The sequence below is a fragment of the Caulobacter sp. GW821-FHT10E02 genome, from assembly GCF_059415225.1.
The window spans coordinates 512,802-536,282 of record NZ_JBWKMV010000002.1; the positions used below are offsets into that span (position 1 = coordinate 512,802).

At 68.6% G+C, this 23,481-nt stretch carries 25 protein-coding genes; 11 read left to right on the forward strand and 14 right to left on the reverse strand.

The features are described 5' to 3' along the window. The first annotated feature begins 13 nt into the window (after positions 1-13). From AC07NI_RS12185 to AC07NI_RS12220, 8 genes are all read left to right on the forward strand, one after another. Positions 14-784, forward strand: a complete 771-nt coding sequence (locus AC07NI_RS12185; RefSeq protein WP_494619152.1) for a sulfite exporter TauE/SafE family protein — start codon at positions 14-16, stop codon at positions 782-784. 119 nt (positions 785-903) lie between these two features. Then, on the forward strand, positions 904-1,587 hold the full coding sequence (gene trhA / locus AC07NI_RS12190) for a PAQR family membrane homeostasis protein TrhA (protein WP_494619158.1): 684 nt from the start codon (positions 904-906) through the stop codon (positions 1,585-1,587). 12 nt (positions 1,588-1,599) lie between these two features. After that, entirely contained in the window at positions 1,600-2,871 is a 1,272-nt protein-coding gene (locus tag AC07NI_RS12195; protein ID WP_494619162.1) for a patatin-like phospholipase family protein, read from the forward strand. A gap of 113 nt (positions 2,872-2,984) precedes the next feature. After that, a complete protein-coding gene (gene arr / locus AC07NI_RS12200; RefSeq protein WP_494619165.1) occupies positions 2,985-3,395 on the forward strand; it encodes an NAD(+)--rifampin ADP-ribosyltransferase in 411 nt (136 codons plus the stop codon). A gap of 208 nt (positions 3,396-3,603) precedes the next feature. Continuing rightward, positions 3,604-4,890: a cation:proton antiporter gene (locus tag AC07NI_RS12205; RefSeq protein ID WP_494619167.1), complete on the forward strand. Its 1,287-nt coding sequence runs from the start codon at positions 3,604-3,606 to the stop codon at positions 4,888-4,890. Then, the gene (locus AC07NI_RS12210) at positions 4,887-5,384 is read left to right on the forward strand and encodes a flavin reductase family protein (RefSeq protein ID WP_494619169.1); all 498 of its coding nucleotides are present in this window, start codon (positions 4,887-4,889) and stop codon (positions 5,382-5,384) included. The genes AC07NI_RS12205 and AC07NI_RS12210 overlap by 4 nt, the downstream gene beginning before the upstream one ends. A gap of 33 nt (positions 5,385-5,417) precedes the next feature. Beyond that, a complete protein-coding gene (locus tag AC07NI_RS12215; protein WP_494619171.1) occupies positions 5,418-6,989 on the forward strand; it encodes a tryptophan halogenase family protein in 1,572 nt (523 codons plus the stop codon). Between the two features lie 8 nt (positions 6,990-6,997). Further along, the gene (locus AC07NI_RS12220) at positions 6,998-7,633 is read left to right on the forward strand and encodes a glutathione S-transferase family protein (RefSeq protein ID WP_494619173.1); all 636 of its coding nucleotides are present in this window, start codon (positions 6,998-7,000) and stop codon (positions 7,631-7,633) included. Here AC07NI_RS12220 and AC07NI_RS12225 read toward each other — a convergent pair. From AC07NI_RS12225 to AC07NI_RS12265, 9 genes are all read right to left on the reverse strand, one after another. Further along, the gene (locus tag AC07NI_RS12225; RefSeq protein WP_494619175.1) at positions 7,630-7,983 is read right to left on the reverse strand and encodes a hypothetical protein; all 354 of its coding nucleotides are present in this window, start codon (positions 7,981-7,983) and stop codon (positions 7,630-7,632) included. The genes AC07NI_RS12220 and AC07NI_RS12225 overlap by 4 nt on opposite strands. A 97-nt stretch (positions 7,984-8,080) precedes the next feature. Beyond that, positions 8,081-8,935: a lipid A-modifier LpxR family protein gene (locus tag AC07NI_RS12230; RefSeq protein WP_494619177.1), complete on the reverse strand. Its 855-nt coding sequence runs from the start codon at positions 8,933-8,935 to the stop codon at positions 8,081-8,083. A gap of 315 nt (positions 8,936-9,250) precedes the next feature. Beyond that, on the reverse strand, positions 9,251-11,134 hold the full coding sequence (locus AC07NI_RS12235) for a ribonucleoside-diphosphate reductase subunit alpha (RefSeq protein ID WP_494620524.1): 1,884 nt from the start codon (positions 11,132-11,134) through the stop codon (positions 9,251-9,253). 499 nt (positions 11,135-11,633) lie between these two features. Continuing rightward, a complete protein-coding gene (locus AC07NI_RS12240; protein WP_494619179.1) occupies positions 11,634-12,839 on the reverse strand; it encodes an OmpA family protein in 1,206 nt (401 codons plus the stop codon). Between the two features lie 336 nt (positions 12,840-13,175). Next, positions 13,176-14,309, reverse strand: coding sequence for an ABC transporter permease (locus tag AC07NI_RS12245; RefSeq protein WP_494619181.1), 1,134 nt, complete (start codon positions 14,307-14,309; stop codon positions 13,176-13,178). Next, entirely contained in the window at positions 14,306-15,226 is a 921-nt protein-coding gene (locus tag AC07NI_RS12250) for an ABC transporter ATP-binding protein (RefSeq protein WP_494619183.1), read from the reverse strand. Before AC07NI_RS12250 ends, AC07NI_RS12245 begins: the two co-directional genes overlap by 4 nt. Then, the gene (locus AC07NI_RS12255; protein ID WP_494619185.1) at positions 15,223-16,206 is read right to left on the reverse strand and encodes an HlyD family secretion protein; all 984 of its coding nucleotides are present in this window, start codon (positions 16,204-16,206) and stop codon (positions 15,223-15,225) included. Before AC07NI_RS12255 ends, AC07NI_RS12250 begins: the two co-directional genes overlap by 4 nt. Beyond that, positions 16,203-16,844 (reverse strand): TetR/AcrR family transcriptional regulator, encoded by a 642-nt coding sequence (locus AC07NI_RS12260; protein ID WP_494619187.1) that lies wholly within the window; start codon positions 16,842-16,844, stop codon positions 16,203-16,205. Before AC07NI_RS12260 ends, AC07NI_RS12255 begins: the two co-directional genes overlap by 4 nt. Before the next feature lie 70 nt (positions 16,845-16,914). Next, positions 16,915-17,739: a class I SAM-dependent methyltransferase gene (locus AC07NI_RS12265; RefSeq protein WP_494619189.1), complete on the reverse strand. Its 825-nt coding sequence runs from the start codon at positions 17,737-17,739 to the stop codon at positions 16,915-16,917. Positions 17,740-17,812: 73 nt separating this feature from the next. Between AC07NI_RS12265 and AC07NI_RS12270 the strand changes: the two genes are divergently transcribed. After that, the gene (locus tag AC07NI_RS12270) at positions 17,813-18,220 is read left to right on the forward strand and encodes a helix-turn-helix domain-containing protein (RefSeq protein WP_494619192.1); all 408 of its coding nucleotides are present in this window, start codon (positions 17,813-17,815) and stop codon (positions 18,218-18,220) included. 6 nt (positions 18,221-18,226) lie between these two features. Here the strand turns inward: AC07NI_RS12270 and AC07NI_RS12275 are convergent, their stop codons facing one another. After that, positions 18,227-18,598 carry a nuclear transport factor 2 family protein gene (locus AC07NI_RS12275; protein ID WP_494619194.1) on the reverse strand — a complete coding sequence of 124 codons (372 nt, stop codon included), beginning with the start codon at positions 18,596-18,598 and terminating at the stop codon, positions 18,227-18,229. Positions 18,599-18,670: 72 nt separating this feature from the next. Between AC07NI_RS12275 and AC07NI_RS12280 the strand changes: the two genes are divergently transcribed. Further along, positions 18,671-19,105 (forward strand): MarR family winged helix-turn-helix transcriptional regulator, encoded by a 435-nt coding sequence (locus AC07NI_RS12280; protein ID WP_494619196.1) that lies wholly within the window; start codon positions 18,671-18,673, stop codon positions 19,103-19,105. Here the strand turns inward: AC07NI_RS12280 and AC07NI_RS12285 are convergent. The 4 genes from AC07NI_RS12285 to AC07NI_RS12300 all read right to left on the reverse strand — a co-directional run bounded on the left by AC07NI_RS12285 (position 19,102) and on the right by AC07NI_RS12300 (position 22,540). After that, positions 19,102-19,452: a RidA family protein gene (locus AC07NI_RS12285; RefSeq protein WP_494619198.1), complete on the reverse strand. Its 351-nt coding sequence runs from the start codon at positions 19,450-19,452 to the stop codon at positions 19,102-19,104. The genes AC07NI_RS12280 and AC07NI_RS12285 overlap by 4 nt on opposite strands. A 10-nt stretch (positions 19,453-19,462) precedes the next feature. After that, positions 19,463-21,250 carry a cation:proton antiporter domain-containing protein gene (locus AC07NI_RS12290; RefSeq protein WP_494619200.1) on the reverse strand — a complete coding sequence of 596 codons (1,788 nt, stop codon included), beginning with the start codon at positions 21,248-21,250 and terminating at the stop codon, positions 19,463-19,465. Positions 21,251-21,274: 24 nt separating this feature from the next. Further along, positions 21,275-21,523 carry a helix-turn-helix transcriptional regulator gene (locus AC07NI_RS12295; protein WP_494619202.1) on the reverse strand — a complete coding sequence of 83 codons (249 nt, stop codon included), beginning with the start codon at positions 21,521-21,523 and terminating at the stop codon, positions 21,275-21,277. Between the two features lie 117 nt (positions 21,524-21,640). Then, the gene (locus tag AC07NI_RS12300; protein ID WP_494619204.1) at positions 21,641-22,540 is read right to left on the reverse strand and encodes a LysR family transcriptional regulator; all 900 of its coding nucleotides are present in this window, start codon (positions 22,538-22,540) and stop codon (positions 21,641-21,643) included. Between the two features lie 117 nt (positions 22,541-22,657). On the opposite strand from AC07NI_RS12300, the gene AC07NI_RS12305 reads away from it, so the two are divergent. Then, positions 22,658-23,452, forward strand: coding sequence for a type 1 glutamine amidotransferase domain-containing protein (locus AC07NI_RS12305; protein ID WP_494619206.1), 795 nt, complete (start codon positions 22,658-22,660; stop codon positions 23,450-23,452). Positions 23,453-23,481: the final 29 nt, after the last annotated feature.

Sequence of the window (23,481 nt, forward strand, 5' to 3'; positions counted from 1 at the left end):
TAAGCAGCGCTTCATGCTGACCGATCCGTTCTTCTACGCGGTGGCGATCCCCGCCGTGATCCTGCTGGGCCTGGCCAAGGGCGGGTTCGCCGGGATCGGCGTGGTGGCGGTGCCGCTGATGGCCCTGGCCATCTCGCCGGTCATGGCCGCCTCGATCACCCTGCCGATCCTGCTGGTCCAGGACGTGGTCAGCGTCTGGGCGTTCCGGAAGAGCTGGGACAAGGGCCTGCTGATCCTGATGCTGCCGGCCGCGGCTGTGGGGATCTTCCTGGGCTGGGCCCTGGCGGCCTTTGTCAAGGAAGCCGCCGTCGAGCTGGCGGTCGGCGCGATCTCGGTGGTCTTCGCCTTGCAGCGGCTGTGGGCCGAGCGCGCGGTCAAGGCCGCCGCCCAGGTCGAGGCGACGCCAGGCCGGCCGTGGCTGGGCGCGATCTGCGGCGCGGCGGCCGGCTTCACCAGCCAGATCGCCCACGCCGGCGGCCCGCCGTTCCAGATCTACGTCCTGCCCCGCCGCCTGCCGCGCGACGCCTTCATCGGCACCAGCGCGATCTTCTTCGCGGTCGTGAACTGGATGAAGGTGCCGGCCTATGTCGCGCTCGGCCAGTTCACGCCCAAGGTGCTGGCCACCGCCGGCGTGCTGCTGCCGCTGGCCATCGCCTCGACCTGGGGCGGGGTCTGGGTGGTGCGCAAGGTGCCGGCCGAGGGCTTCTACAAGGTCATCTACGTCCTGCTGATCGCGGTCGGCGGCAAGCTGGTGTTCGACGGCGCGCGCGGGCTGTTCTTCTAGAGTCGCTTTTCGAGGCAATCGTGTCGCGCACGCCCTTTCGCGGCCACGAAGATCGACGCTTATATGTCACGGAACGATCCTACCGTTTGGACGTACTGCATTTCGCATTGGGCGGGGCCATGACGACCACGACGACCGACATCAGCGCTCCCGAGGTCGCGACGCACTATCCGACGCCGGCCGCCAAGTGCGCCGACCTGATCGTGCACCTGGCCGGTCTCGCCTGCGCCCTGCTGGGCGGCGGCATCCTGCTGGGCCTGGCCTTCGGGGCCGGCAACCTGCAGCAGGTGGCGGCGGTCAGCGTCTACACCGTCGGCCTGATCCTGATGCTGTCGCTGTCGACCGCCTACAACTTTGCCAAGGCCCGCTGGCGGCCGCTGCTGCGCCGCTTCGACCACGCCGGCATCTTCGTGATGATCGCCGCCTCGTACACGCCCTTCACCACCCAGAACCTGCACGGCTGGTGGGCCATCGGCATGACCACGGCGGTGTGGACCGTCGCCACGATCGGCGTGCTGGCCAAGCTGTTCCTGCCGGGCCTGGACAAGCGCTTCTGGGTCGGTCTGTACCTCGCCCTCGGCTGGCTGGTCCTGGTGGCCATCAAGCCGATGATCGACGGCCTGTCGTGGGTGGCCCTGCTGCTGCTGGCCATCGGCGGCATCGTCTATTCCACCGGAACCATCTTCTACCTGATGCGACGCCTGAAGTTCCGCCGCGCCATCTGGCACGGCCACGTGATCGGCGGCGCGGGCCTGCACTATGCGGCCGTCCTGGTGGGCGTGGTGCTGGCCAGCTCCCACTAGAGGCGACCTTCCTTGGATAAGGATCCTAACGGCAAGATCAGCCTCCAAGGCTTCTTCAAGGACTGGAAGACGACGGCCGATCCGCTGCGCGGCAAGCGCCTGACCGCGCCGACCTCCGATCGCCATGTCGAGGCCCTGGGCTTTCCGGGCGTGCGCCTGTCGGTCGATCAGGCCGACGACGCCCTCAAGAGCGCCGCCGACCGCCTCGCCCCGTTGCGTTCGCTGATCGGCCGCGACGAGTTCAACATTCTTGCCTTGTCCGGCGGCGCGTCCGGCGGCGCCTATGGCGCGGGCGTGCTGACGGGCCTGACCAAGGCCGGTCGCCGCCCGGACTTCGCCATCGTCACCGGCGTCAGCACCGGGGCCCTGATCGCGCCGCTGGCCTTCCTCGGCTCCACCTGGGACGACCGGCTGACCGACGCCTATGTCGGCGGCCACGCTGCCGAGCTGCTCAGCTTCCGTCGCCTGGGCGCGGCGCTCGGCCCCAGCATCTTCAAGGGCGAGAGCCTGGACTCACTGGTCGAGGCCTTCGTCGACCAGGAGATGGTCGACGCCATCGCCGCCGAGCACCTGAAGGGCCGGCGCCTGCTGATCGCCACCACCAATCTCGACAGCCAGCGCGCGGTCGTCTGGGACATGGGCGCCATCGCCCATCACGGCGGCGACGAGGCGCTGAAGCTGTTCCGCACGCTCCTCGTGGCCTCGTCCTCGGTGCCGGGCATCTTCCCGCCCAAGCTGATCGACGTGGACGTCGATGGCCAGCATCACCAGGAGATGCACGTCGACGGCGGGGTGGCCGCGCCGCTGTTCCTGATGCCAGACGCCCTGCTGCACTGGCGTAACCTCGGCCCCCGCTTCCGGCGCGGCCGGGTGCACGTGATCGTCAATACGGTGCTGGATCCCTCGACCCAGTCGACCCCGCCGGGCGTGGCCTCGATCATGGCCCGCAGCTTCGACACCATGCTGCGGTTCTCGTACCGCCAGGCCCTGAGCCTGGCCGCCGGCTTCTGCTCGCGCCACAACCTGCCGCTCAGCGTGGCCTCGATCCCCAACAGCTTCGAGGGCACCAACCTGCTGAAGTTCGAGACCGACCTGATGAAGCGGATCTACGACTCCGGGCACGAGCAGGCGCTGGAAGGCACGGTGTGGACCAGCGCGGTCGAGGAGCAGAGCCTGTGGCGCGGGCTCTTCAAGAGGCAGGTCCCGCCGCACTCGGCGGGGACCGGGGTCATCATCCGCGACCAGCCCGGCCCGGTCGGCATCGAGGCGCCGCTGGAGCCTTAGGCTCCCCGTCTCCTAGAGAACTGGGGTCGAAAAACTTCAGTTCAAGCATTGGCGAACGGCGATTTATGCGCAGTTTGTAGCGCCCTTGGGACATCGCGAAGGGCCATCCAACCATGACCGCCACGCCGAACGCCGGACCGTTCTTCCACGGCGCCAAGTCGGACCTGAAGACCGGCGACCTGATCTCGCCCGGCTTCGCCTCGAACTACGGCAAGCGCAAGCCGGCGCTGTTCGTCTATTTCAGCGCCACGCTCGAGGCCGCCACCTGGGGCGCGGAACTGGCCCGGGGCGAGGGGCGCGAGCGGATCTACATCGTCGAGCCGACGGGAGCGTTCGAGGACGATCCCAACCTCACCGACAAGAAGTTCCCCGGCAATCCGACCAAGTCCTACCGCACCCGCGATCCGTTGCGGATCGTCGGCGAGGTCACCCAGTGGACAGGCCACACGCCCGAGCAGTTGAAGGTGATGCACGACCACCTGGCCCGTCTGGAAGCCCAGGGAATCGAGGCGATCGAGGACTGAGTACGTCGCCGGGAGTGCTCCAAACGTAGCCACGTACCTACATTTGACCCGCGAAATGTAGGTACGTAGGCTCGAAAATTAAAATGACAACGTTGTCTGAATTGCCATTGCCAGGCGATTTTCCGCGCTGTTAGCGTCCTCCCAGGGATGAAACGCGACCGCCTCAAGGTGGCGCACGATACAGGGGGACGCCGTGACGCCGGCTGAATTGAGCGTAGCCTTTTTCCTGCAGATGGCCGTGATCGTGGCCGCGTGCCGCGCGACGGGCTGGGTGCTGAAGCGCTTCTTCGACCAGCCCCAGGTCATCGGCGAGATGATCGCCGGCATCATCCTGGGCCCGTCGCTGCTGGGCCTGCTGGCCCCCGACCTGCAGCACCACCTGTTCCCCAAGGAGACCAAGTCGGTCCTCTTCGTCGGCGCCCAGCTGGGCGTGGGCCTCTACATGTTCCTGGTCGGGATCGGTTTCCGCGCCGACCACTTCAAGACCAACGCCAGGAGCGCGGTCACGGTCTCGTTGTCGGGCATGGCCGCGCCGTTCCTGGTCGCCATCGCCCTGACGCCCTGGCTGATGAGCCTCAACCTGTTCGGTAAGGGCGTGAACCCATTCCAGGCCATGCTGTTCATGGGCGTGGCGATCTCGATCACCGCCTTCCCGGTGCTGGCCCGGATCATCCAGGAGCGCGGCCTGACCAAGACGCCGCTGGGCTCGCTGGCCCTGTCGTCTGGCGCGATCGACGACGCCGGCGCCTGGACGGTGCTGGCCATCGTGCTGGCCAGCTTCGGCGGCGGCCCGGCCGTGGCCCTGAAGGCAGCGATCGGCGGCGGGGCCTTCGCCCTCTTCATGCTGACCATTGGTCCCAGGCTGCTCGCCCCGCTGGGGCGATGGGCCGAGCGCGAGGGCAAGCTCACGCCCACCCTGCTGGGCGTGGTGATCATGCTGTTCATGCTCAGCGCCTGGGCCATGGACGCGGCCGGCCTGCACTCGGTGTTCGGCGGCTTTCTGCTCGGGACCGCCATGCCGCGCGGCCTGCTGACCCGCGAGCTGAAGAAGTCGCTGGAGCCGTTCACCGTGGCCCTGCTGGTGCCGATGTTCTTCACCTTCTCCGGCCTCAACACCCAGATGAACCTGCTGAGCAGCTGGTCGCTGGTCGCCGTGGCCTTGGTCATCCTTGCCGGCTCGATCCTGGCCAAGGGCGGGGCCTGCTGGGCCGCCGCCCGCCTGACGGGCCAGGACAACGCCACGGCGATGGGCATCGGCGCCCTGATGAACGCCCGGGGCCTGATGGAGCTGATCATCATCAATATCGGCCTGCAGAAGGGCATCATCGGCCCGGCGCTGTTCTCGATGCTGGTCGTGATGGCCCTGGTCACCACCCTGATGACCTCGCCGCTGTTCGAGCAGGTCTATGGCAAGCAGGCCCGGGCGCGCGGCGAGCTGGGCGCGCTGAACGCCGACGAGGACGAAGACCTCATCCCGGCCGGCGCCAAGGCATGATGGCCGCCCCGGCCGTGTCGCCGGCGATATCCAGCAGCTTCAAGGATGTACTGGCGCATCTGGCCAGCGGCGTCGCCATCGTCTCCTGCTGGGATGGCGACATCCCGCGCGGCCTGCTGGTCAGTTCGATCACCGGCCTGTCCGTTGATCCCCCGCGCTTCCTGTTCTGCGTGCGCAAGGAAGCCGGCTGCCACGACATCCTGGCGCGCCGGCCATCGCTGTCGATCGCCCTGCTGGGCGCGGCCGACAAGGACGAGGCCGTCCGCTTCGGCGGTCCGGCCCTGGCCCACGAGCGGTTCGAGGCCGACCGCTGGGACCTCGATCCCGACGCGCCGCCGACCTACCGCCACGGGCTGGCCAGCGCCGCCTGCGAGATCGACGAGGTGGTCGAGGCTCAGACCCACTCGATCTTCATCGTCACGGCCACGCGGCACCGGCTGGATCCGGCCGCCCCGCTGATCGCCTGGAACCGCGCCCTGATCGCGGTCGACTGAAAAACAACAACAAGACTTCTGGGGAGTATCCGAATGACCGACCGTAACCCGAACGCCATCCGCAAGATCGTCATCGTCGGCGGCGGCTCGGCCGGCTGGATCTCGGCGGCGATGCTGTCGCACTTCTTCCACAAGACGGGCGTGGCGATCGAGTTGATCGAGAGCGAGCAGATCGGCACCGTCGGGGTCGGCGAGTCGACCATCCCGCCGTTCCTGCAACTGATCGCCAGCCTGGGGATCGACGAGCGCGAATTCATCCAGGCCACGCAGGGCAGCTTCAAGCTGGCCATCCGCTTCGAGAACTGGCGCAAGAAGGACGAGGTCTACTACCACCCGTTCGGCCAGATCGGCGGCCCGATCGGCCCGCACGAGTTCTACCAGTGCTGGCTGCGCGCCAAGGCCGCTGGCCATCCCTCGGCCTTGCAGGACTTCGCCCCCGCCACCGCCATGGCCGACGGCTGGAAGTTCATGCTGCCGGGCAACCTGCAAGGCTCCCTCCTCTCCAGCGCCAGCTACGCCCTGCACATCGACGCCAACCTGGTGGCCAAGTTCCTGCGCAAGTTCGCCGAGGACCGGGGCGTCACACGCGTCGAGGGCATCGTCGACCAGGTGGTCACCCGCAACGACGGCTCGATCGAGAAGGTGGTCCTGCAGAACGGCCACGAGGCCTCGGGCGACCTCTTCATCGACTGCTCGGGCTTCCGCTCGATCCTGAACGGCCAGGCGATGCAGACCCCGTTCCTGGACTGGTCGGACGTGCTGCTGAACGACCGCGCCATCACCGTGCAGACCGACAACATCCGCGAGCCGCACCCCTACACCCTGGCCGCCGCCCAGGACTTCGGCTGGCGCTGGCGCATCCCGCTGCAGCACCGGGCGGGCAACGGCTACGTGTTCTGCTCCAAGTACATCAGCGACGACGAGGCCCGCCACGTGCTGCTCAGCCAGGTCGAGGGGACGCCGATCACCGACACCTGGCTGGTGCCGTTCAAGACCGGCATGCGCAGCAAGCTGTGGAACAAGAACTGCGTGGCCATCGGCCTGGCCGGCGGCTTCATCGAGCCGCTGGAGTCGACGGCCCTGCACCTGATCTATCGCGGCATGGACTATCTGCTGCGGTTCTTCCCCGACCGCGATCTGGCCCCGTCGCTGCAGGCCGAATACAACCGCCGCATGGCCGCGGACTACGAGGAGATCCGCGACTTCATCGTGCTGCACTACCAGACCACCCAGCGCGACGACACGCCGTTCTGGCGCGAATATCAGCAGGTCCAGCTGCCCCAGAGCCTGAAGGAACGCCTGGAGCTGTTCCGCGAGACCGGGACCCTGCGCGACGGCGTCGACGACATGTTCCGCGCCCCGTCCTGGCAGTCGGTGATGGAGGGCATGGGTGTGCGCCCAAAGCGCTACCAGCAGTTGGTCGACACCGCGCCCTACGACATCATCCGCCAGACCCTGGACGCCTCGGCGCCGAAGGTGAAGGAGCAGGCCGCTAAGCTGCCCGGGCATGGGGAGTTCCTGAAGACCCAGTGCCCAGCCCCGCCGCCGCCCCCGCCGCCCGAGCACCGGCGACCGAAGGTCGCCGAGGCCGCGCCGCTGAGCTAGGTTCAGGCATGGAGCTGATCAGCCTTCCCGCCTCGCCCTTCGCGGCGCGCGTCCGCATCGCGATCTACGCCAAGGGCCTGCCGGTCGAGCCGGTCCCGCCGCCCTCGGGCTGGCGGGACAGTCGCCATTTCCAGGACCTGTCCCCGACCGGCCGGATCCCGGTGTTGCTCGATGAGCAGGGACCGATCTGGGAGTCGGCGGTCCTGCTGGAGTATCTGGAGGAGCGGTTTCCGGACGCGCCGCCCCTGATGCCGATCGACGTCTTCGACCGGGCTATGGCGCGGCTGCTGGTGCGGCACGTCGATCTCTACCTGATGCCGTCGATGGTCGCCCTGGCCCAGCCGCGCACCGACGCCGCCGGCGCGCGCCGGGCGGTCGAGGAGCTGCTGAACGGGGTCGGCATGCTGGACGGGCTGCTGCAAGGCGCTCGCTACGCCCTGGGCGAGCGGCTGACGATCGCCGACTGCGCCCTGGCGCCAGCGCTCTTCGCCTTGGGGGTGACGGCCGAACGGCTCGGGATGGAGCTGATCGAGCCAGGCTCGATCACCGAGGCCTATGCCGAGGCCTCACGGCTGGACCCGCACGTGGCGCGCGTGATCGCGGAGATGGAAGAAGGCATGCGCCTTCTGGCGCCGGTCGACTAAGCCGCCGGATCGGCCTTCTTCAGCCAGCGCGCGCGCAGCTTGGCCACGTTCGGCGGGTCGCTACGGAAGTCGGAGGCCAGGCCCAGGCGGGCGTTGCACGAGGGGCAGCGGACCGAGTCCTCGTCGGCCAGCTCGGCCGGCGGGTCGAAGCGCGAGCCACACGGCTTGCACTTCCAGTCGCCGGTCGGGGCCGGCGGCGGAGGGGGCGGCGGCGGCGCGGCCTGGGGCGAGAACACGGTGGTGCGTGCCGACGGCTTGACCATGCGCTCGAGCGGCGGCGGACCGCCAGGCGCGGCGACCGCGCTCTTGAGGCTCAGGGTCTTGCGGCGCGGGGGCTCGCTCTCGCTCATGATCTCGCTGGATGGCTTGTGGACGGGACCGGCGCTAGCTGCATGAAAGCGGCCGGGAACACAAGCTTAATAGGGCTTTGGCCCGTCTACCACCTGCTTACCACTGGGGTTTCAGGCTGAACGACAGGGCCACCACGTCGTCCTTCTGGGTGGCGAGGCCCATGATGCCCTCGCCCCGCGCCTTGATCTCGCGGTGGATGTAGCCCAGCGAGGCCTGCATCGGACCCCGGCGCCAGGCGACGCCGGCCTGGCTGTCGCCGATCAGCTTGCTGGTGGTGTCCTGGGTCAGCCCCGCGCGGCTCCAGTCGCCGTTCTGGCCGCGCAGCATGTTCAGGCCCACGGCCCGGCCGCTGGCGGCGGCGAAGATGTACCAGCGCCCGCGATCGCCGAAGGTGCTGTTACCGTCCTGGACGCCCAGGGCGTCATTGACCCGCGAGCCCATGTTCTTCTTGCGGCCCAGGCGCACGGTGGCCCCGGCCTCGGCCGAGCCGCCGGCCCCGCCATAGCCGACGCCGGCGTGCGGGGTGACGTCGAGGGCGAACTTGCGGCCCTTCAGCGCCAGGGCCGAGGGCCAGCCGCGGGTGACGGTGACGTCGACCTCGCGCAGGGCGTAGCCGTCCTCGCTGTCGGGGCGGGCCAGGGTCAGCGGGGCGTAGGCGGCGGTTGGAGCGGTCCCAGCCATGGAGACGCGCACCGAGTCGATCGGGCCGCCGGCCTGGGCCTGGCGGGTGAAGGCGTTGGAGCGCCAGGTCACGGGACCCGCGCCGTCATAGTAGCGGTCGGCGTCGAGGATGCGGGCGTCACCGGCGAGGCCAGCGGCGGGCGACAGGGCGAAACCACCCTCGACCTCGCCCTCGGGCGCACCGACGTCGTACGTAGCGAAGCCAGTGGCGCTTTGCGGATCCAGCGGACGCAAGCTCTCGGGTTTCACTTGGAAAGAGATGGGGGTCACGGGCTTGGCCGGCGCGGGAGCGCTATCGGCCTTCGGCGCCTTGCCAGCCTTTTGGGCCGCGCAGGCGGCATGGCCGCTCGCCAAGGCCGCGATCGCGGCCATCAGGCAAAAAACGGTACGCTCCCCAGCGACCCGCATCACGGATTCCCCAATCCTAACTCAGTGCCCAGCCTACGCGTGTTCGGTCACGTGTCCATCGTGACGAAAGCGCACAGGGGCTGAACCGATCGTGGCGCAATAGGGTTCCCGGAACGTGAAACGGCGGCGCGATTTCCCGCGCCGCCGTCACTTTGTTCGGATTGTCAGCACCCAGCCTTATTGGCAGGCGAGGCATTCGTCGTAGTCGGTCTTTTCCGCGACGTCGAAGCTGCCCGGAGCGACCTCGGCCTTGTCCTCGGCGCCGGCATAGGCCGCGCGCTGCACCGACTTGGAGCGCAGGTAGTAGAGGCTTTTCACGCCGCGTTCCCAGGCCTGCCAGTGCAGCATGTGCAGATCCCACTTGTCGACATCGCCCGGCAGGAAGATGTTGACCGACTGGCTCTGGCAGATTTCCGGCGTGCGGTCGGCGGCCAGTTCGACCACCCAGCGCTGATCCAGTTCGAAGGCGGTCTTGAAGACGTCCTTGTCGTCCTGGCTGAGGAAGTCCAGGTGCTGGACCGAGCCCTCGTGCTCCAGGATCGAACCCCACACCGCGTCGGTGTTGTGGCCCTTCTCGTCGAGCAGCTTCTCCAGGTAGGGGTTCTTCACCGCGAACGAGCCCGACAGGGTCTTGTGGGTGTAGATGTTGGCTGGGATCGGCTCGATGCCCGCCGAGGTGCCGCCGCAGATGATCGAGATCGAGGCGGTCGGGGCGATGGCCAGCTTGTGCGAGAAGCGCTCCTTGGAGCCGCGATCGGCGGCGTCCGGGCACGGGCCCTTCTCTTCGCCCAGCGCGATCGAGGCCTTGTCGGCTTCGCGGCGCAGGTGCTTGAACATCCGCATGTTCCAGCTCTTGGCCAGGGCGCTCTCGAACGGCACGTTCTGGCTCTGCAGGAAGCTATGGAAGCCCATCAGGCCCAGGCCCACCGAACGCTCGCGCATGGCGGCGTAGGCGGCGGTCGAGGCCGCGTCCGGGGCGCGGTCGATGAAGTCCTGCAGGACGTTGTCGAGGAAGCGCATGACGTCCTCGATGAACGTCGGGTGGTCGCGCCACTCCAGATAGGTCTCGGCGTTGACCGACGACAGGCAGCAGACGGCGGTGCGCTCCTGGCCCAGGTGGTCGGTGCCGGTGTGCAGCATGATCTCGCTGCACAGGTTCGACTGGCGGACCTTCAGGCCCAGCTCGCGCTGGAACGACGGCATGGCCTTGTTCACGGTGTCGGAGAAGATCAGGTAGGGCTCGCCGGTCTGCAGGCGCAGCTCCAGGACCTTCTGCCACAGGGCGCGAGCGTCGACTTCGCGCAGGACCTCGTTGGTCTTGGGCGAGCGCAGGCCAAACTTCGCGCCATCACGCACCGCGTGCATGAACTCGTCGGTGATCGACAAGCCGTGGTGCAGGTTCAGGGACTTGCGGTTGAAGTCGCCCGACGGCTTGCGGATCTCGAGGAACTCCTCGATTTCCGGGTGGTGGATGTCGAGATAGACGGCGGCCGAGCCGCGACGCAGCGAGCCCTGCGAGATCGCGAGGGTCAGCGAGTCCATCACGCGGATGAAGGGGATGATGCCCGAGGTCTGGCCCTGGCCCTTGACCTTCTCACCGATGGAGCGGACGCCGCCCCAGTAGGTGCCGATGCCGCCGCCATTGGCCGCCAGCCAGACGTTCTCGTTCCAGACGCTGAGGATGCCGTCCAGGCTGTCGTTGACGGCGTTGAGGAAGCAGCTGATCGGCAGGCCGCGATCCGCGCCGCCGTTCGACAGCACCGGGGTGGCCGGCATGAACCACAGGCGGCTCATATAGTCGTAGACGCGCTGGGCGTGCTCGGCGTCGTCGGCGAAGGCCGTCGACACGCGGGCGAACATGTCCTGATAGGACTCGCCCGGCAGCAGGTAGCGGTCTTCCAGGGTGGTCTTGCCGAAGTCGGTCAGCAGGGCGTCGCGCGAGCGATCCACCTGCACCTTCTGCACCAGCGCCAGCTGCGGGCGCTTGGCGGGCTTGATGGCCGCCAGTCGGGCTTCGTTCCGAACGCTCGTCTTCGCCGCTTCACTGCCGTTCATGACCAATTCCATTGCTCAATCAGCGTGTTCCGGTGAAGGGATATGCCCCCGCCAGCCGCTATATCTTGTGGCTGAGGAGCCCCCTCAACCCACATATGGGGCCACAGTGGTGAATGACTCGTCAACGGCTCACCCCTGAGTTTTTCGTTAACAACCTGTGAACGGCCCGAACTTGCCTAGGCGGGACAAGGGGTTGCCTGAGCGAACTTTTTTCAGCCGCGACAGGACGCCGCAAGGGGCCCTCAGACATCCGCCCCCGGACAACGTCGTTCGTTAACAGGCCAGCCACAAGGGATAGTGGTCGGCGGTGGACGGCGCTCGCCAGGTCGCCTCTCAGGCGATCTCGGCGAAAGCCCCGCAGGCCGGGCTCTTGGACGACATGTGGGGTAGGCGGCCCCCATGACCAAGCGCTGCCAGGGGCCGGATTCGAGTCCCGGAGGTCCCGACATAGAGAAAGGGCCCGGCGTCGCCGCCGGGCCCTCCCAAGTCTTCAGTCGATTCGATCTTAGAAGTTGATCGAGATCGTGGAACGGCGGTTCAGCGGTTCCTTCACACCGTCGCCGGTAGCGACGGCCGGAGCGCTTTCACCCTTCCAGTCGACGCCGAGGACGGCAGCCGGGACACCTTGCGAGACCAGGGCGTCAGCGACGGCCTTGGCGCGGCGTTCCGAGAGCTTGGCGTTGTACTTCGGCGAACCCGACGTGTCGGTGTGGCCGACGACGACGATCTTCGTCGCGTGACCGTCGTTCGAGTACTTCGCGGCTTCCGTGACCACCGATTGCGCTTCCGTCGTCAGGACCGATTGGTCGAACGGGAAGTACACGATGAACTCGCGGGCCTCATACTGCGGCGGCGGCGGAGGCGGCGGCGGCGGGGGAGGCGGCGGGGGCGGAGGCGGCGGCGGCGGGGGCGGCGGCGGCGGGGGCGGCGGGGGCGGCGGCGACGCGAACGAGTAGCGGAGACCCACGGTCACCGACTGGTCCTTGTACTGGCCCTTGAACGCGCCCGGTTGCACCGGACCCGAGCTGGTCGTCTGCCAGGTGTGTTCCTGAGCGGTCGCCCAACGATAGGTGAAGTCGATCTTCAGCTTGTCCGTGGCCTTGATCGAGGCGCCGGCCAGAGCCTGGTAGGCGATGGCGATGTCGTCATCGTCAGCCGTCAGGGTTTGCACCGACGGGTTCGCCGCGGTGATCGCGCCCGGGATGTTGCTGTATTGGCCGAGGGCCTTGACGTCCAGGCGGTTGATGCCGACGCCGACGCCGACGAACGGGTTCAGCCAGGCGTCCGGAGCGAAGTCATAAATGACGTTCGCCATCAGGGTCCAGGCGTCGATCGAGCCGCTCGGAGCGCCGCAGGCCGGAGCCGCGACGGTGCGGGTCACGCCGGGGGTGCAGAGGCCGATCGGCGAGCGCGCCGACGAGCCACGAACGCCCTTCAGGTCGCCGGGGCGATAGCCGCCTTCGACTTCAGCGCGGACGTGCGGGTTGAACTGGTAGCCCAGGCGGACGAAGCCCGTCCAATCCTTCTCGGCCTTCCACGACCAGTGGGCGTACTCGCCATCCGGGGTGGTCTGGTTCGACTGGGTCCCGATGGACTCAGGCCAGTGATAACCGAGGTCGACCGCGCCATACCAGCCGGTCTCTTGGGCCGAAACGCCCGACGCGGCGAACACCGCGACCAGAGCAGCTCCCGCCAGGAGGTTGAGTTTCATCGTTGAAGAGCCCTCTATTGCCCTGCCCAGGCCGGATACCGACCGAGCACTGTTATACCAAGGCGAACGCCACGGGACAGTGTCAGCAAAGACACACTCGTCAGGTTTCGCCCCCCTGCCCTATGCTCAGGAAAGCTAAACATGACCGCCCCTCAGGATCAACTTCCGAGCGTGCCCACCAACGTCCGCAGAAAATAAGCGTCAGCTCCGCTGGGTTCGCACGTGAACCGTTTGCGCGCAAGGGCTTGGAGGCAGGAAACAGTCAAGCATTCGCAGATCGTCGCCTAAAAAGCGCACATTCTCGCCAGCTACGTCAGGTCATCGACGGACTCTGCTCTAGTCCAGGGTGGTGCGGTAGCGCGCCATGGCCAGACCCGAGATCACGATCACGAACAGTCCGAGCGCGGAAAGACTTGGCCACAGCGCCGTCGCGTCCAATCCCTTGAGCAAGGCGCCGCGCACCACTCTGAGGAAGTGTGTCACCGGTATCACGCTGCCTAAAGCCTGCGCCCAGGACGGCATGCCCCGGAACGGGAACATGAAGCCCGACAGCAGGATCGAGGGCATGATGTAGAAGAACGACATCTGCATCGCCTGCAGCTGGGTCCGCGCGACGGTCGAGATCAGGAAGCCCAGGGCCAGCGATCCGACGATGAACAGCAGCACACCCAGAATGAGGGCGATCCAGCCCCCGGCCATCGGCACGGCGAACAAGGCCTTGGCCAGCACCAGGATCACCACCGTCTGGATCACGCCGACGGCCACATAGGGCGTCAGCTTGCCGATCATCACCTCGATCGGCCGGGCCGGCGTCGCCAGCAGGCTCTCCATGGTGCCGCGCTCGTACTCGCGGGTGACGCCCAGCGAGGTCATCATCACCAGGGTCATGGACAGGATCACGCCCAGCAGGCCCGGCACGATGTTGTACGAGGTGATGGCTTCCGGATTGTAGCGGCGGTGGATCACCACCTCGAACGGATCGCCGCCCGGTTTCGCCACCGCGCCGACGAGGTCCCGGCTCAGCGCCGTACGCGGAAGATTGGCCAGGGCCGCGATCGCCCCGCCGGTGGCCGCGGGGTCGGAGGCGTCGGCCTCGACCAGGATCTGGGCGGCGTCGCCGCGCACCACGCGGCGGGTGAAGTCGGCGGGGATGGTCAGGGCGAACTGCACCTCGCCGCGCGCCACCGCGTCGTCGAGCTCCTTCGGCGAGGTCGCGGTGCGGACGATCTCGAAATAGCCGCTGTTGACTAGGGCCGAGAGGGTCGAGCGCGCCATCGGCCCCTGGTCCTGCACCAGCACCGCCGTCGGCAGGTCGCGCGGGTCGTTGTTGATGGCGTAGCCGAACAGCAGCAGCTGCACGATCGGCATGACCAGGATCATGGCGTAGGTCAGCCGGTCCCGCGTGAGCTGGATGAACTCCTTGATCAGCACCGCCAGGATGCGGGCGCCGGACAATCCCTTCGTGCTCATTGGAAATTGTCCGAGGACTGATCCATCAGGCGGATGAACACGTCCTCCAGCGTCGGCTGGACCTCGGCCCATGCGAAGGGCGGCTTGCGGTAGGGGGCGATGGCCGCCTCCAGCGCCGCGCGGTCGGTCCCGCTGACGTGCAGGGCCGCGCCGAACGGAGCGGCCATCAGGACGCCCGGCTGGCCGGCCAGCTCGCGGGCCAGGCGGTCGGCGCCCTGCCCCTCGGCGCGGAAGGTGACGAGGCCGCTGTCGGCGATCACCTCGTCCGCCGTGCCGCGCGCCATCAGCCGGCCATAGGCGACATAGGCGATGTCGTGGCAGCGCTCGGCCTCGTCCATGTAGTGGGTCGAGACCATGACGGTCAGGCCCTCGGCCGACAGGGCGTGGATCTCGTCCCAGAACTCGCGCCGCGCCTTGGGATCGACTCCGGCGGTGGGCTCGTCGAGCAGCAGGAGCTTGGGTCCGTGCATGACGCTGGCGGCCAGGGCCAGGCGCTGCTTCCAGCCGCCCGACAGGCTGCCGGCCAGCTGCTTCTTGCGCGCGGTCAGGCCCAGGCGATCCAGGCTCTCCTTCACCCGCTCGCGGCGGCGATCCAGCTCGTGGACGCGGGCGACGAAGTCGAGGTTCTCCTCGATCGACAGGTCCTCGTAGAGCGAGAACTTCTGGGTCATGTAGCCGGTCTGGCGCTTGACCGCCTCGGCGTCCTTGCGGAAGTCCAGGCCCAGCACCTCGCCCTCGCCGCTGTCGGGGGTCAGCAGGCCGCACAGCATCCGCAGGGTGGTGGTCTTGCCCGAGCCGTTGGGGCCCAGGAAGCCGGTGATGCGGCCCTTCTCGACCTGGATCGAGACGTCCTGCACCACGTGGCGCGGACCGAACGACTTGTTCAGCCCCCGGACGTCGACGGCCAGGTCGCTCACCGATCGCTCTCCAGCGGGACGATGTCGACCGGCTGGCCGGGCGCGAGCGGCGCGCCGCCCTCCGGCCGAGCCTCGACCAGGAACACCAGCCGCTGGCGGGCCTCGCGGCTGTAGATCACCGGCGGGGTGAACTCCGACCGGGGACTGACATAGTTGATCCGCGCCGCGCGCTCTGGGCCGCAGCCGTCGCAGGTGAAGCGGACAGTCGCCCCGGCCCGGTACCGCGCCACCTCGCCCTCGGGCACGAAGAACCGCAGGCGCACCCGGTCGTCGGACAGCAGGGCGACGACCGGCTGGTTGGCGGCCGCCCATTCGCCGGGCTGGTAGAAGACGTCCTGCACCCGCGCGGCCGCCGGGGCCTTGGGGCTGATCTGGTCCAGCCGCGACTGGGCGGCGGTCAGGGTCTCGCGGGCCGAGGCCACGGCGGATTGGGCCGCATTGACCGCGTCCGGCCGCGCGCCCAGCTCGCCGACGTTCTTGCGCCGCGCCACGGCGGCGGCGTTGGCGCGGGCGGTGTCCAGCGCGGCCTTGACCTGGTCGAGACGGGCGGGGGCGTAGATGCCCTTGGCCACCAGCGGCGCGATGCGGTTGTAGTCCGACTGCGCCTGACGGACCTGGGCCTCGGCGGCCGCGCGCTCGGCGTCATAGACGGCCAGCTCCTGCGGCCGCTGGCCCTTCTCGGCGTCGCGCAGCTGGGCCTCCGCGATCGCCACCTGGGCGGCGGCCTGATCGCGGGCGGCGGTCAGCTGGGCGGCGTCCAGCGCGAACAGCGGCTGACCGGCCTTCACGCGGTCGCCGCGCTGGACGGCCATGGTGGACACGAGGCCCGCGTTCGAGGCCCCGACATAGAGCGTCTCGCCCTCGACATAGCCGGACAGTCGATGCGGCCGATGGGCGTCGGGACCGAGCAGCCTCCAGCCGAGGAAACCGGCCAGGCCGACGCCCGCCACGACGGCGACGATGCGAGCGGCCGGCTTCATGGCAGCATGACCACGCGGGAGGCCAGGCCCGTCAGGACGGTCTCGCAGTGCTGCAACGCCAGGGCCTCAAGATCGACGGGCGGCGCACCGACAGGCGAGAAGGTCTCCTGCCAGATCACCCCCATCAGGACCGGGCCGACGATGCTGAAGGCCTGAAGGCGCGGGTCACCCGGACGGATCTCGCCCCGCTCCTGGGCCCTGGCCAGCGCCCCGGTCATCGCCCCGAGCGCCCGGCTGACCACCTCGTCGTGCCAGACCTTGGCCAGCTCCGGGAAGTTGCGCGACTCGCCGACCACCAGCTTGGCCACCGCGCCGATGCGCGAGGCCCCGATCACCGTGACGATGCGGCCGACCGCCAGCCGCAAGAGGTCCGGGAACGGAATCGTCGCCTGGGCCAGCATCGCTTCGACGAGGTCCAGGTTCGGCGCCACCGCCTCGCGGACCACCGCTCGGAAGATGTCCTCCTTGGTCTCGAAATAGAGATAGAGCGCGCCCTTGGAGATGCCGGCCTTTGCGGCGATCTCGTCCAGCTTCGCGGCGGCGAAGCCTTTCTCGGCGAACACCTCGAGCGCCGCCTGGACGATCTCGCCCGGCCGCGCCTCGCTGCGCCGCCGCCATTTCGGGGAACCGGCCTGCATTTTCGCGATCCACTATATAACTGACCAGTCGGATATATAGTGGACTTACGGAAAACTCAAGCAGACCCGATCAAGCTCGCGCCGTCACCAGCCAGCAGGCCGAGCTCATCTGCGCGACGCCATCCTTCACGTACGGCTCCAACGCCGCCGTCACCGCCGCGCGGACCTTCTCGCGCACCGCGTCGTCCGCGTGGGCCAGGATCGGGTTCAGCGGACCCACCCGTAGGCTCATGGTCAGCAACTCCTCGGCGCTGACCGGCGTCGGGTCGTCGAGCGGCGTGATGGCGACGTCGCGCCAGCCGCTCTCCGCCAGGATCGCCCGCACGCGGTCGGGATCGGCGAAACCGAAGCGGCCCGGCGCATCCTTCTCGAACCTCGGGACGCTGGGCAGAAACGGCGCGGCGGCCTCCAGCGGAAGCGTCGAGATCGCATTGTCCTCGGGACCCCGCCAGCAGGCGAAGGCCAACCGACCGCCGGGCTTCAGCGCCGTGCGCAGGTTGGCGAAGGCGGCCACTGGGTCGGGGAAGAACATCACCCCGAACCGCGAGACGATGGCGTCGAACTCGGATGTGAAGGCATGGGTCTGGGCGTCGGCCTGCAGGAACTCCACGCTCTCCAGCCCGTCCTCGCCCGCCCGGCGCCGCGCCAGTTCCAGCAAGGCCGGCGAGATGTCGACCCCAACCGCGCGGCCCCGCGGCCCCACTTGCCAGGCCGCCTCGAAGGTCGTCGCGCCCGAGCCGCAGCCGATGTCCAGCACCGCCTCGCCGGCGCGGAGATCGGCGGCCTCGACCACCGCCTGGGCGAACGGCCGGTACATCCGGTCCAGCAGGCCCTGCTGCTCGACCCAGACCTTCCCGGCGCGGTCCCAGTAGGCCGACATGTCCTGCTCACTCATCACCGACTCCTTGGATTGCGATCGTCTTCGTCGTCGCCCATCCTGCAAGTTCAAGCGCACTTGAGGTCAAGCGATGTTCGACATCGACATATCGGAACTCGCCAGGCGCTCCGGGGTGCGGGCCTCGACCTTGCGGTTCTACGAGGAGAAGGGGCTGATCGCCTCGACCGGCCGGCGGGGCCTTAAGCGGCTGTTCGCGCTGGATACGACCGAGCGGCTGGCCCTGATCGCCCTGGGCCGCGCCTCGGGCTTCACGCTGGACGAGATCGCCGGGATGCTGGGCGGCCCCGATATCGACCGGCAGACCCTGCGCGCCAAGGCCGCCGTGCTGGACCGCAAGATCGAGACCCTGACCCGCATGCGCGACGGCCTGACCCACGCCGCCGACTGCAAGGTCCCGCAGCTGATGGACTGCCCGCACTTCCTGCGCATCGTGAAGGTCGCCGGCGCGCGGCGGCGGTATCGGGCCGAGGCGCTCTAGGCCCCCTTAAGCGTCTTGGATGTCGAAGCGCGCGACCTTGCCGTCGCGCAGATGGAAGACATGGCCGACCGTCTTGTCCGTCAGGCCGTGCGTCTGGCCTTCCAGCGGGTTGCCGTCCAGGTCGCGGATGGTCTGGATCACCTCGGCGACGATCGCGCCGTCCGCCGTACGGCTGAAGCCGACCGGCTCGACGTGCGGGCTGATCATCGCCCATTGCCGCGTCCAGTATTCGCGGACGCCGTCGTGGCCGTGGACGTGGCCGCCGTCCATGCCGTTGGCCCAGGCGACGTCGCCGGCCAGGAAGACCAGCACGCCCTCCAGATCGCGGGCGTTGAAGCGGTCATAGAGGCCTTTGATGACGTCGATCTCGGGGTCCATGGACCGCTCCCTTGGTGCTGTTGCGCCAAGATACATATGCACGTATATATCTTGGCGCAAGAGGAGACGCCGATGGATGTGCTGACGACGCCGGGCCACCTGATCAGCCTGGCCGCGCGCGGCTTCGCCCGGCTCAGCGAGGCGCGGCTGAAGCCGCTGGGCTTCGGCGTCGGACACCTGCCGGTGCTGGTCGCGTTGCGCGACGGTCAGGCCAGCACCCAGCGGGACCTCGCCCGTTTCGCCAAGGTCGAGCAGCCGCCGATGGCCCAGATGCTGGCCCGCATGGAGCGCGACGGCCTGATCGCCCGCACCCCCGACCCGACCGACGGCCGCAGCAGCCGCATCGCCCTGACGCCGAGCGCGGAGGCGCGCCTGCCGGACGCCATCGACGTCCTGCTCCAGGGCAACCGCGAGGTGCTGGAAGGCTTCACCGACGCCGAGGCCGACCAGCTGGCCGGCCTGCTTCAGCGCGTGATCGCCAACCTGGACAAGATCGCCAGCGCTTAGCGCGCCGCGACCGCCGTCATCTCGACCGCCCAGTCGGGGCGGGCCAAGCGGGCCTCGACCGTGGCGCGGGCCGGCGGGTTGTCGGTGTCGACCCACGCATCCCAGGCCTGGTTCATCGCGTCGATCTGGCCGATGTCGGCGAGGTAGATCGTGACATTGACCAGCGCGGCCTTGGTCACCCCGGCCTGGGCCAGGGTGTCGTCGATCTGGGCCAGGACCTCGCGGGTCTGGTCGAGCACGGACTGGCCGGCCGTTTCCTCGGCCACGTGGCCCGACAGGAACACCAGGCCGTGGGCGGCGACGGCGTCGCTCCAGCGCGCCGCCTTGCCGATGCGTTCGATCGTCATCCGGAAGCTCCTACCGCAGCGTGGCGTCGCGCAGGCGGCGGCGCTTGCCGCCCAGGGCGTCGGGACGGTTCAGCACCTTGCGGTATTCGTCGCGGCGCTCGTGGATCGAGGCGATGACCAGGCCCATCGGCACGCCGATATCGACCAGCACCGCTTCGGACAGTTGCAGCGAGGCCTCGATGGTCTCCGGCACCGCGTCCGTGGCGCCCAGCTCGTAGAGCCGCGCGGCGTGGCGGGCGTCGCGGGCGCGGACCACGATCGGCACATCCGGCCGGGCCCCGCGCGCGGCGGCGACCACCGCCTCGGCGGCTTCCGGCGAGTCCATGGTGATGACCACCGCCTTGGCGGTCGCGAGGCCGCAGCGCTCCAGCAGCTCCAGCCGCGAGGCGTCGCCGTAGTAGATCTGCAAGCCCTCGCGGCGGCCCTGCTCGACCAGACGCGCGTCGCGCTCGACCGACAGCCAGGGCAGCTCGTGGCGGTTCAGCATGTCGCCGACCAACTTGCCGACCCGGCCGTAGCCGACAACCAGCACCTGATCGGCGCCTTCTTCCCCGCCATGCGCGGCCGCCGCGGGCGGCGCCTCGGTGGTCGGAGCGGTCTTGCTGCGGGCCAGGCGCGCGCCCAGGCTGGTCAGGGCCGGGATCAGGAACATGGTCAGGGTCGCGCCGACCAGCACCGCCTGGCCGACCGGACGCGGCACGACGCCGGCGCCCATGGCGTTGTCCAGGATGACGAAGGCGAACTCACCGCCGGCCGCCAGGGCCAGGGCCGACTCGAGCGAGGGCTTGGTCCCCACGCCCAGCAGGCGCGCGGCGCCGAACACGATGATCAGCTTGGCGGCCAGCAGGCCCAGGGCCGAACCCAGCACCATCATCGGCTGGGCCACGATCAGCGACAGGTCCAGGCGAATGCCCAGCGAGACGAAGAACAGGGAAAGCAGCAGGCCCTTGAAGGGCTCGATCTTGACCTCGACCTCATGGCGATACTCGGTCTCGGCCAGCAGCACGCCGGCCACGAAGGCGCCCAGGCCCATCGACAGCCCCGAGATCGCCGCCACCAAGCCCGCGCCGAGGATGACCAGCAGGCAGGCGGCCATGAACATCTCTTCGCTCTTGGCCTTGGCGACGGACTTCATCATCGGGCGCAGGGCCAGACGGCCGAACAGCACGATGGCGCCCAGGCCCAGCACCGCCGGGCCGAGGGCCAGCAGGTCCTTCATCGCGAACGAGCCGTCGCCGCGACCCAGGATGGCCAGGGTGATCAGGATCGGCGCGACGGCCAGGTCCTGGAACAGCAGCACCGAGAAGGTGGCGCGGCCGCCTTCGGAGTGGAGACGCCGAGTCTCGGACAAGACGGGGATGGCGATGGCGGTGGACGACAGGGCCAGGGCCGCGCCGATGGCCATGGCCGCGACCGGCGGCTGACCCAGCAGCATGGCCGCCACGCCGATGACGACCGAGGAGCCGATCACCTGGATCGCGCCCAGGCCGAACACCAGCCGGCGCATCAGCCGCAGGCGTTCCCACGACAGTTCCAGGCCGATCATGAACAGCAGGAAGACCACCCCGAACTCGGCGATCTGGGCGATCTCGGCCGGGTTGTCGACGGTGACGTGATTGAGCCAGGGCACTTGGGGAATGAAGCGACCCAGGCCGAACGGCCCCAGGATCACCCCGGCCAGGAGGAAGCCGAGGATCGGATTGATCTTCAGGCGCTTGAAGAGCGGCGCGGCGACGCCAGCGGTCGCCAAGAACAGGACCACATCCTTGTAGTCCCCGGGGGAAACCTCGTGCGCCACGCGCCCTCCTTGTCTTGTTTGCTCCTACCCGGCCAGTCGCAGCCGAACGCCCGCTCCGAATTCAGCCGAAGCGATCAGAATGACCCCGCCGGCCTCGATCGCGTCGATCAGAAGCCGTTCGGTGCTATGATGCAGCGCGTGGCGCTCGGTCTCGAAGTCCTTGACCGTGCTCCGCGACACCCCAGCCTTGTCGGCCAGTTCGCCTTGCGACCAGTTCAGAAGGCCGCGCGCCCCGCGACATTGCGCGGGCGACATGATCTTGGCGTGCGGCATGCCGCGCATCCATGCTAAGTCAACCAGATTGGTTGAATGTAGCCCGAAAGGCTGAAATGTCAAGGGTCGAGCCGCGAATGAGTCGCGGAAAGTCGCCCGGCGCGCGAAGAAAAGGCCTCAGGCCAGGCTGGCCGCCGCCTCGCTGATCAGCCCGCGTAGCCAGCGGTGGGCCGGGTCGTTCCGGTAGCGCACGTGCCAGCCCATCTGCACCGGGAAGGTCCCCAGATCGACCGGCGCGGCCACCACCTTCAGGCGCGGATCGGCCGACAGCCGCTTGCAGATCAGCTTGGGCAAGGTGGCGCAGTAGTCGGTGGCGGCGACCATCTCCGGCACGGCCAGGAAGTGGGTGACCGAGACGGCGACCTCGCGGCGCAGGCCCTGCTGGTCCAGCGCCTGGAACAGCCCCACGCGCATGCGGCCCGGCGGCAGGACATTGACGTGCTTGAGGCGCTCGTACTGCTCGCGGGTCAGGACATCGCCGACCTCCGGATGGTCCGCCCGCACCACGCAGGCCAGGCCCTCGTCCATCAGGTGCTGGACCACCAGGTTGTCCGGCGGATCAACGATGCGGCCCAGCACCATGGCCGTCGTGCCCGACATCACCCCGGTCTCGGCCAGGTCGTTGCCGAACGGGGTCAGCCGCAGCTTGATGCCCGGCGCCTGCTTGGCCAGCCGCGAGACGATGGTCGGCCCCAGCACGAACTCGACATAGCTGTTGGGCGCGACGACGAAGGCATGCTCGGCGAGGGCCGGATCGAAGTCCTGCTGGCCCAACACCACCGCGTCGATCCTGGCCAGCGCCTCGGCGATGCCCGGCGCCATTTCCTCAGCCTTCTCGGTGGGACGCAGGCCATAGCGCTCGCGCACGAACAACGGGTCGCGCAGCATGACGCGCAAGCGGGCCAGCGAATTGGACAGGGCCGGCTGGGTGATGCCCAGCCGCTGGGCCGCGCGGGTGACGCTGCGCTCTTCCATCAGCGCCACGAAGACCGGCAGGAGATTGAGGTCGTATCGCATCAGACATCATTGATACGAATATCTACAATCATATCAATAAAGTTCTGGAATATCTCTCACGGGAGCATGGTCAGCCTGTCCGAAAGGGACAACCCACCCAGCCAAACGGAGGCAGTCATGTCGAAGGGCAAAGTTCTCGTCATCGGTTCCAACGCCACCCGGATCGAAATCCAGGGCGGCGGCTTCGGCGCCACCGGCCAATATCTCAACGAAACCGTCATCCCCGCCCTGGCCGTGGTCGCGGCCGGCTACGAGGTGGTGCTGGCCACCCCGAACGGGCAGCAGCCGCACATCGACCCGCACTCCGACAGCGCCGGCCACTTCGGCGGCGACCAGGCGGCCTACGAGAAGGCCCGCGCCTATTTCGACACCGACCCGGCCATGACCAACGTCCGCACCCTGACCTCGGTGATCGAGGAAGGCCTGGACAACTACGCCGGCGTCTTCGTGCCGGGCGGCCAGGCGCCGGGCGTGGACCTGATGCAGGACGCCGAACTGGGCATGATCCTGCGCCACTTCCATGCGCGCTCGAAGCCCACCGCCCTGCTGTGCCACGGCCCGATCGCCGTCGCCGCCGCCCTGCCCCACGCCCGCGAGTTCCGCGCCGCCCTGATCGCCGGCGACGAGGCCAAGGCCGCCGAGTGGGCCAAGGACTGGCAATATGCCGGCTACAAGATGACCGTCTTCTCCAACAGCGAGGAGAAGGTCGTCGAGGACAAGGTCCTGGGCTCCAAGCTCTACTTCACCGTCGCCGACGCCCTGACCATCGCCGGCGGCGAGGTGATCACCACGGAGGTGAACTTCACCCCCAACGTGATCGAGGACCGCGAGCTGATCACCGGCCAGAACCCCAAGTCCGACCACCCGCTGGCCGCCAAGTTCGTGGCCGCCCTGGACCGCGCCCAAGCCTGAAGTTTTGGGACCTAGCCTCTTCAGGTCTC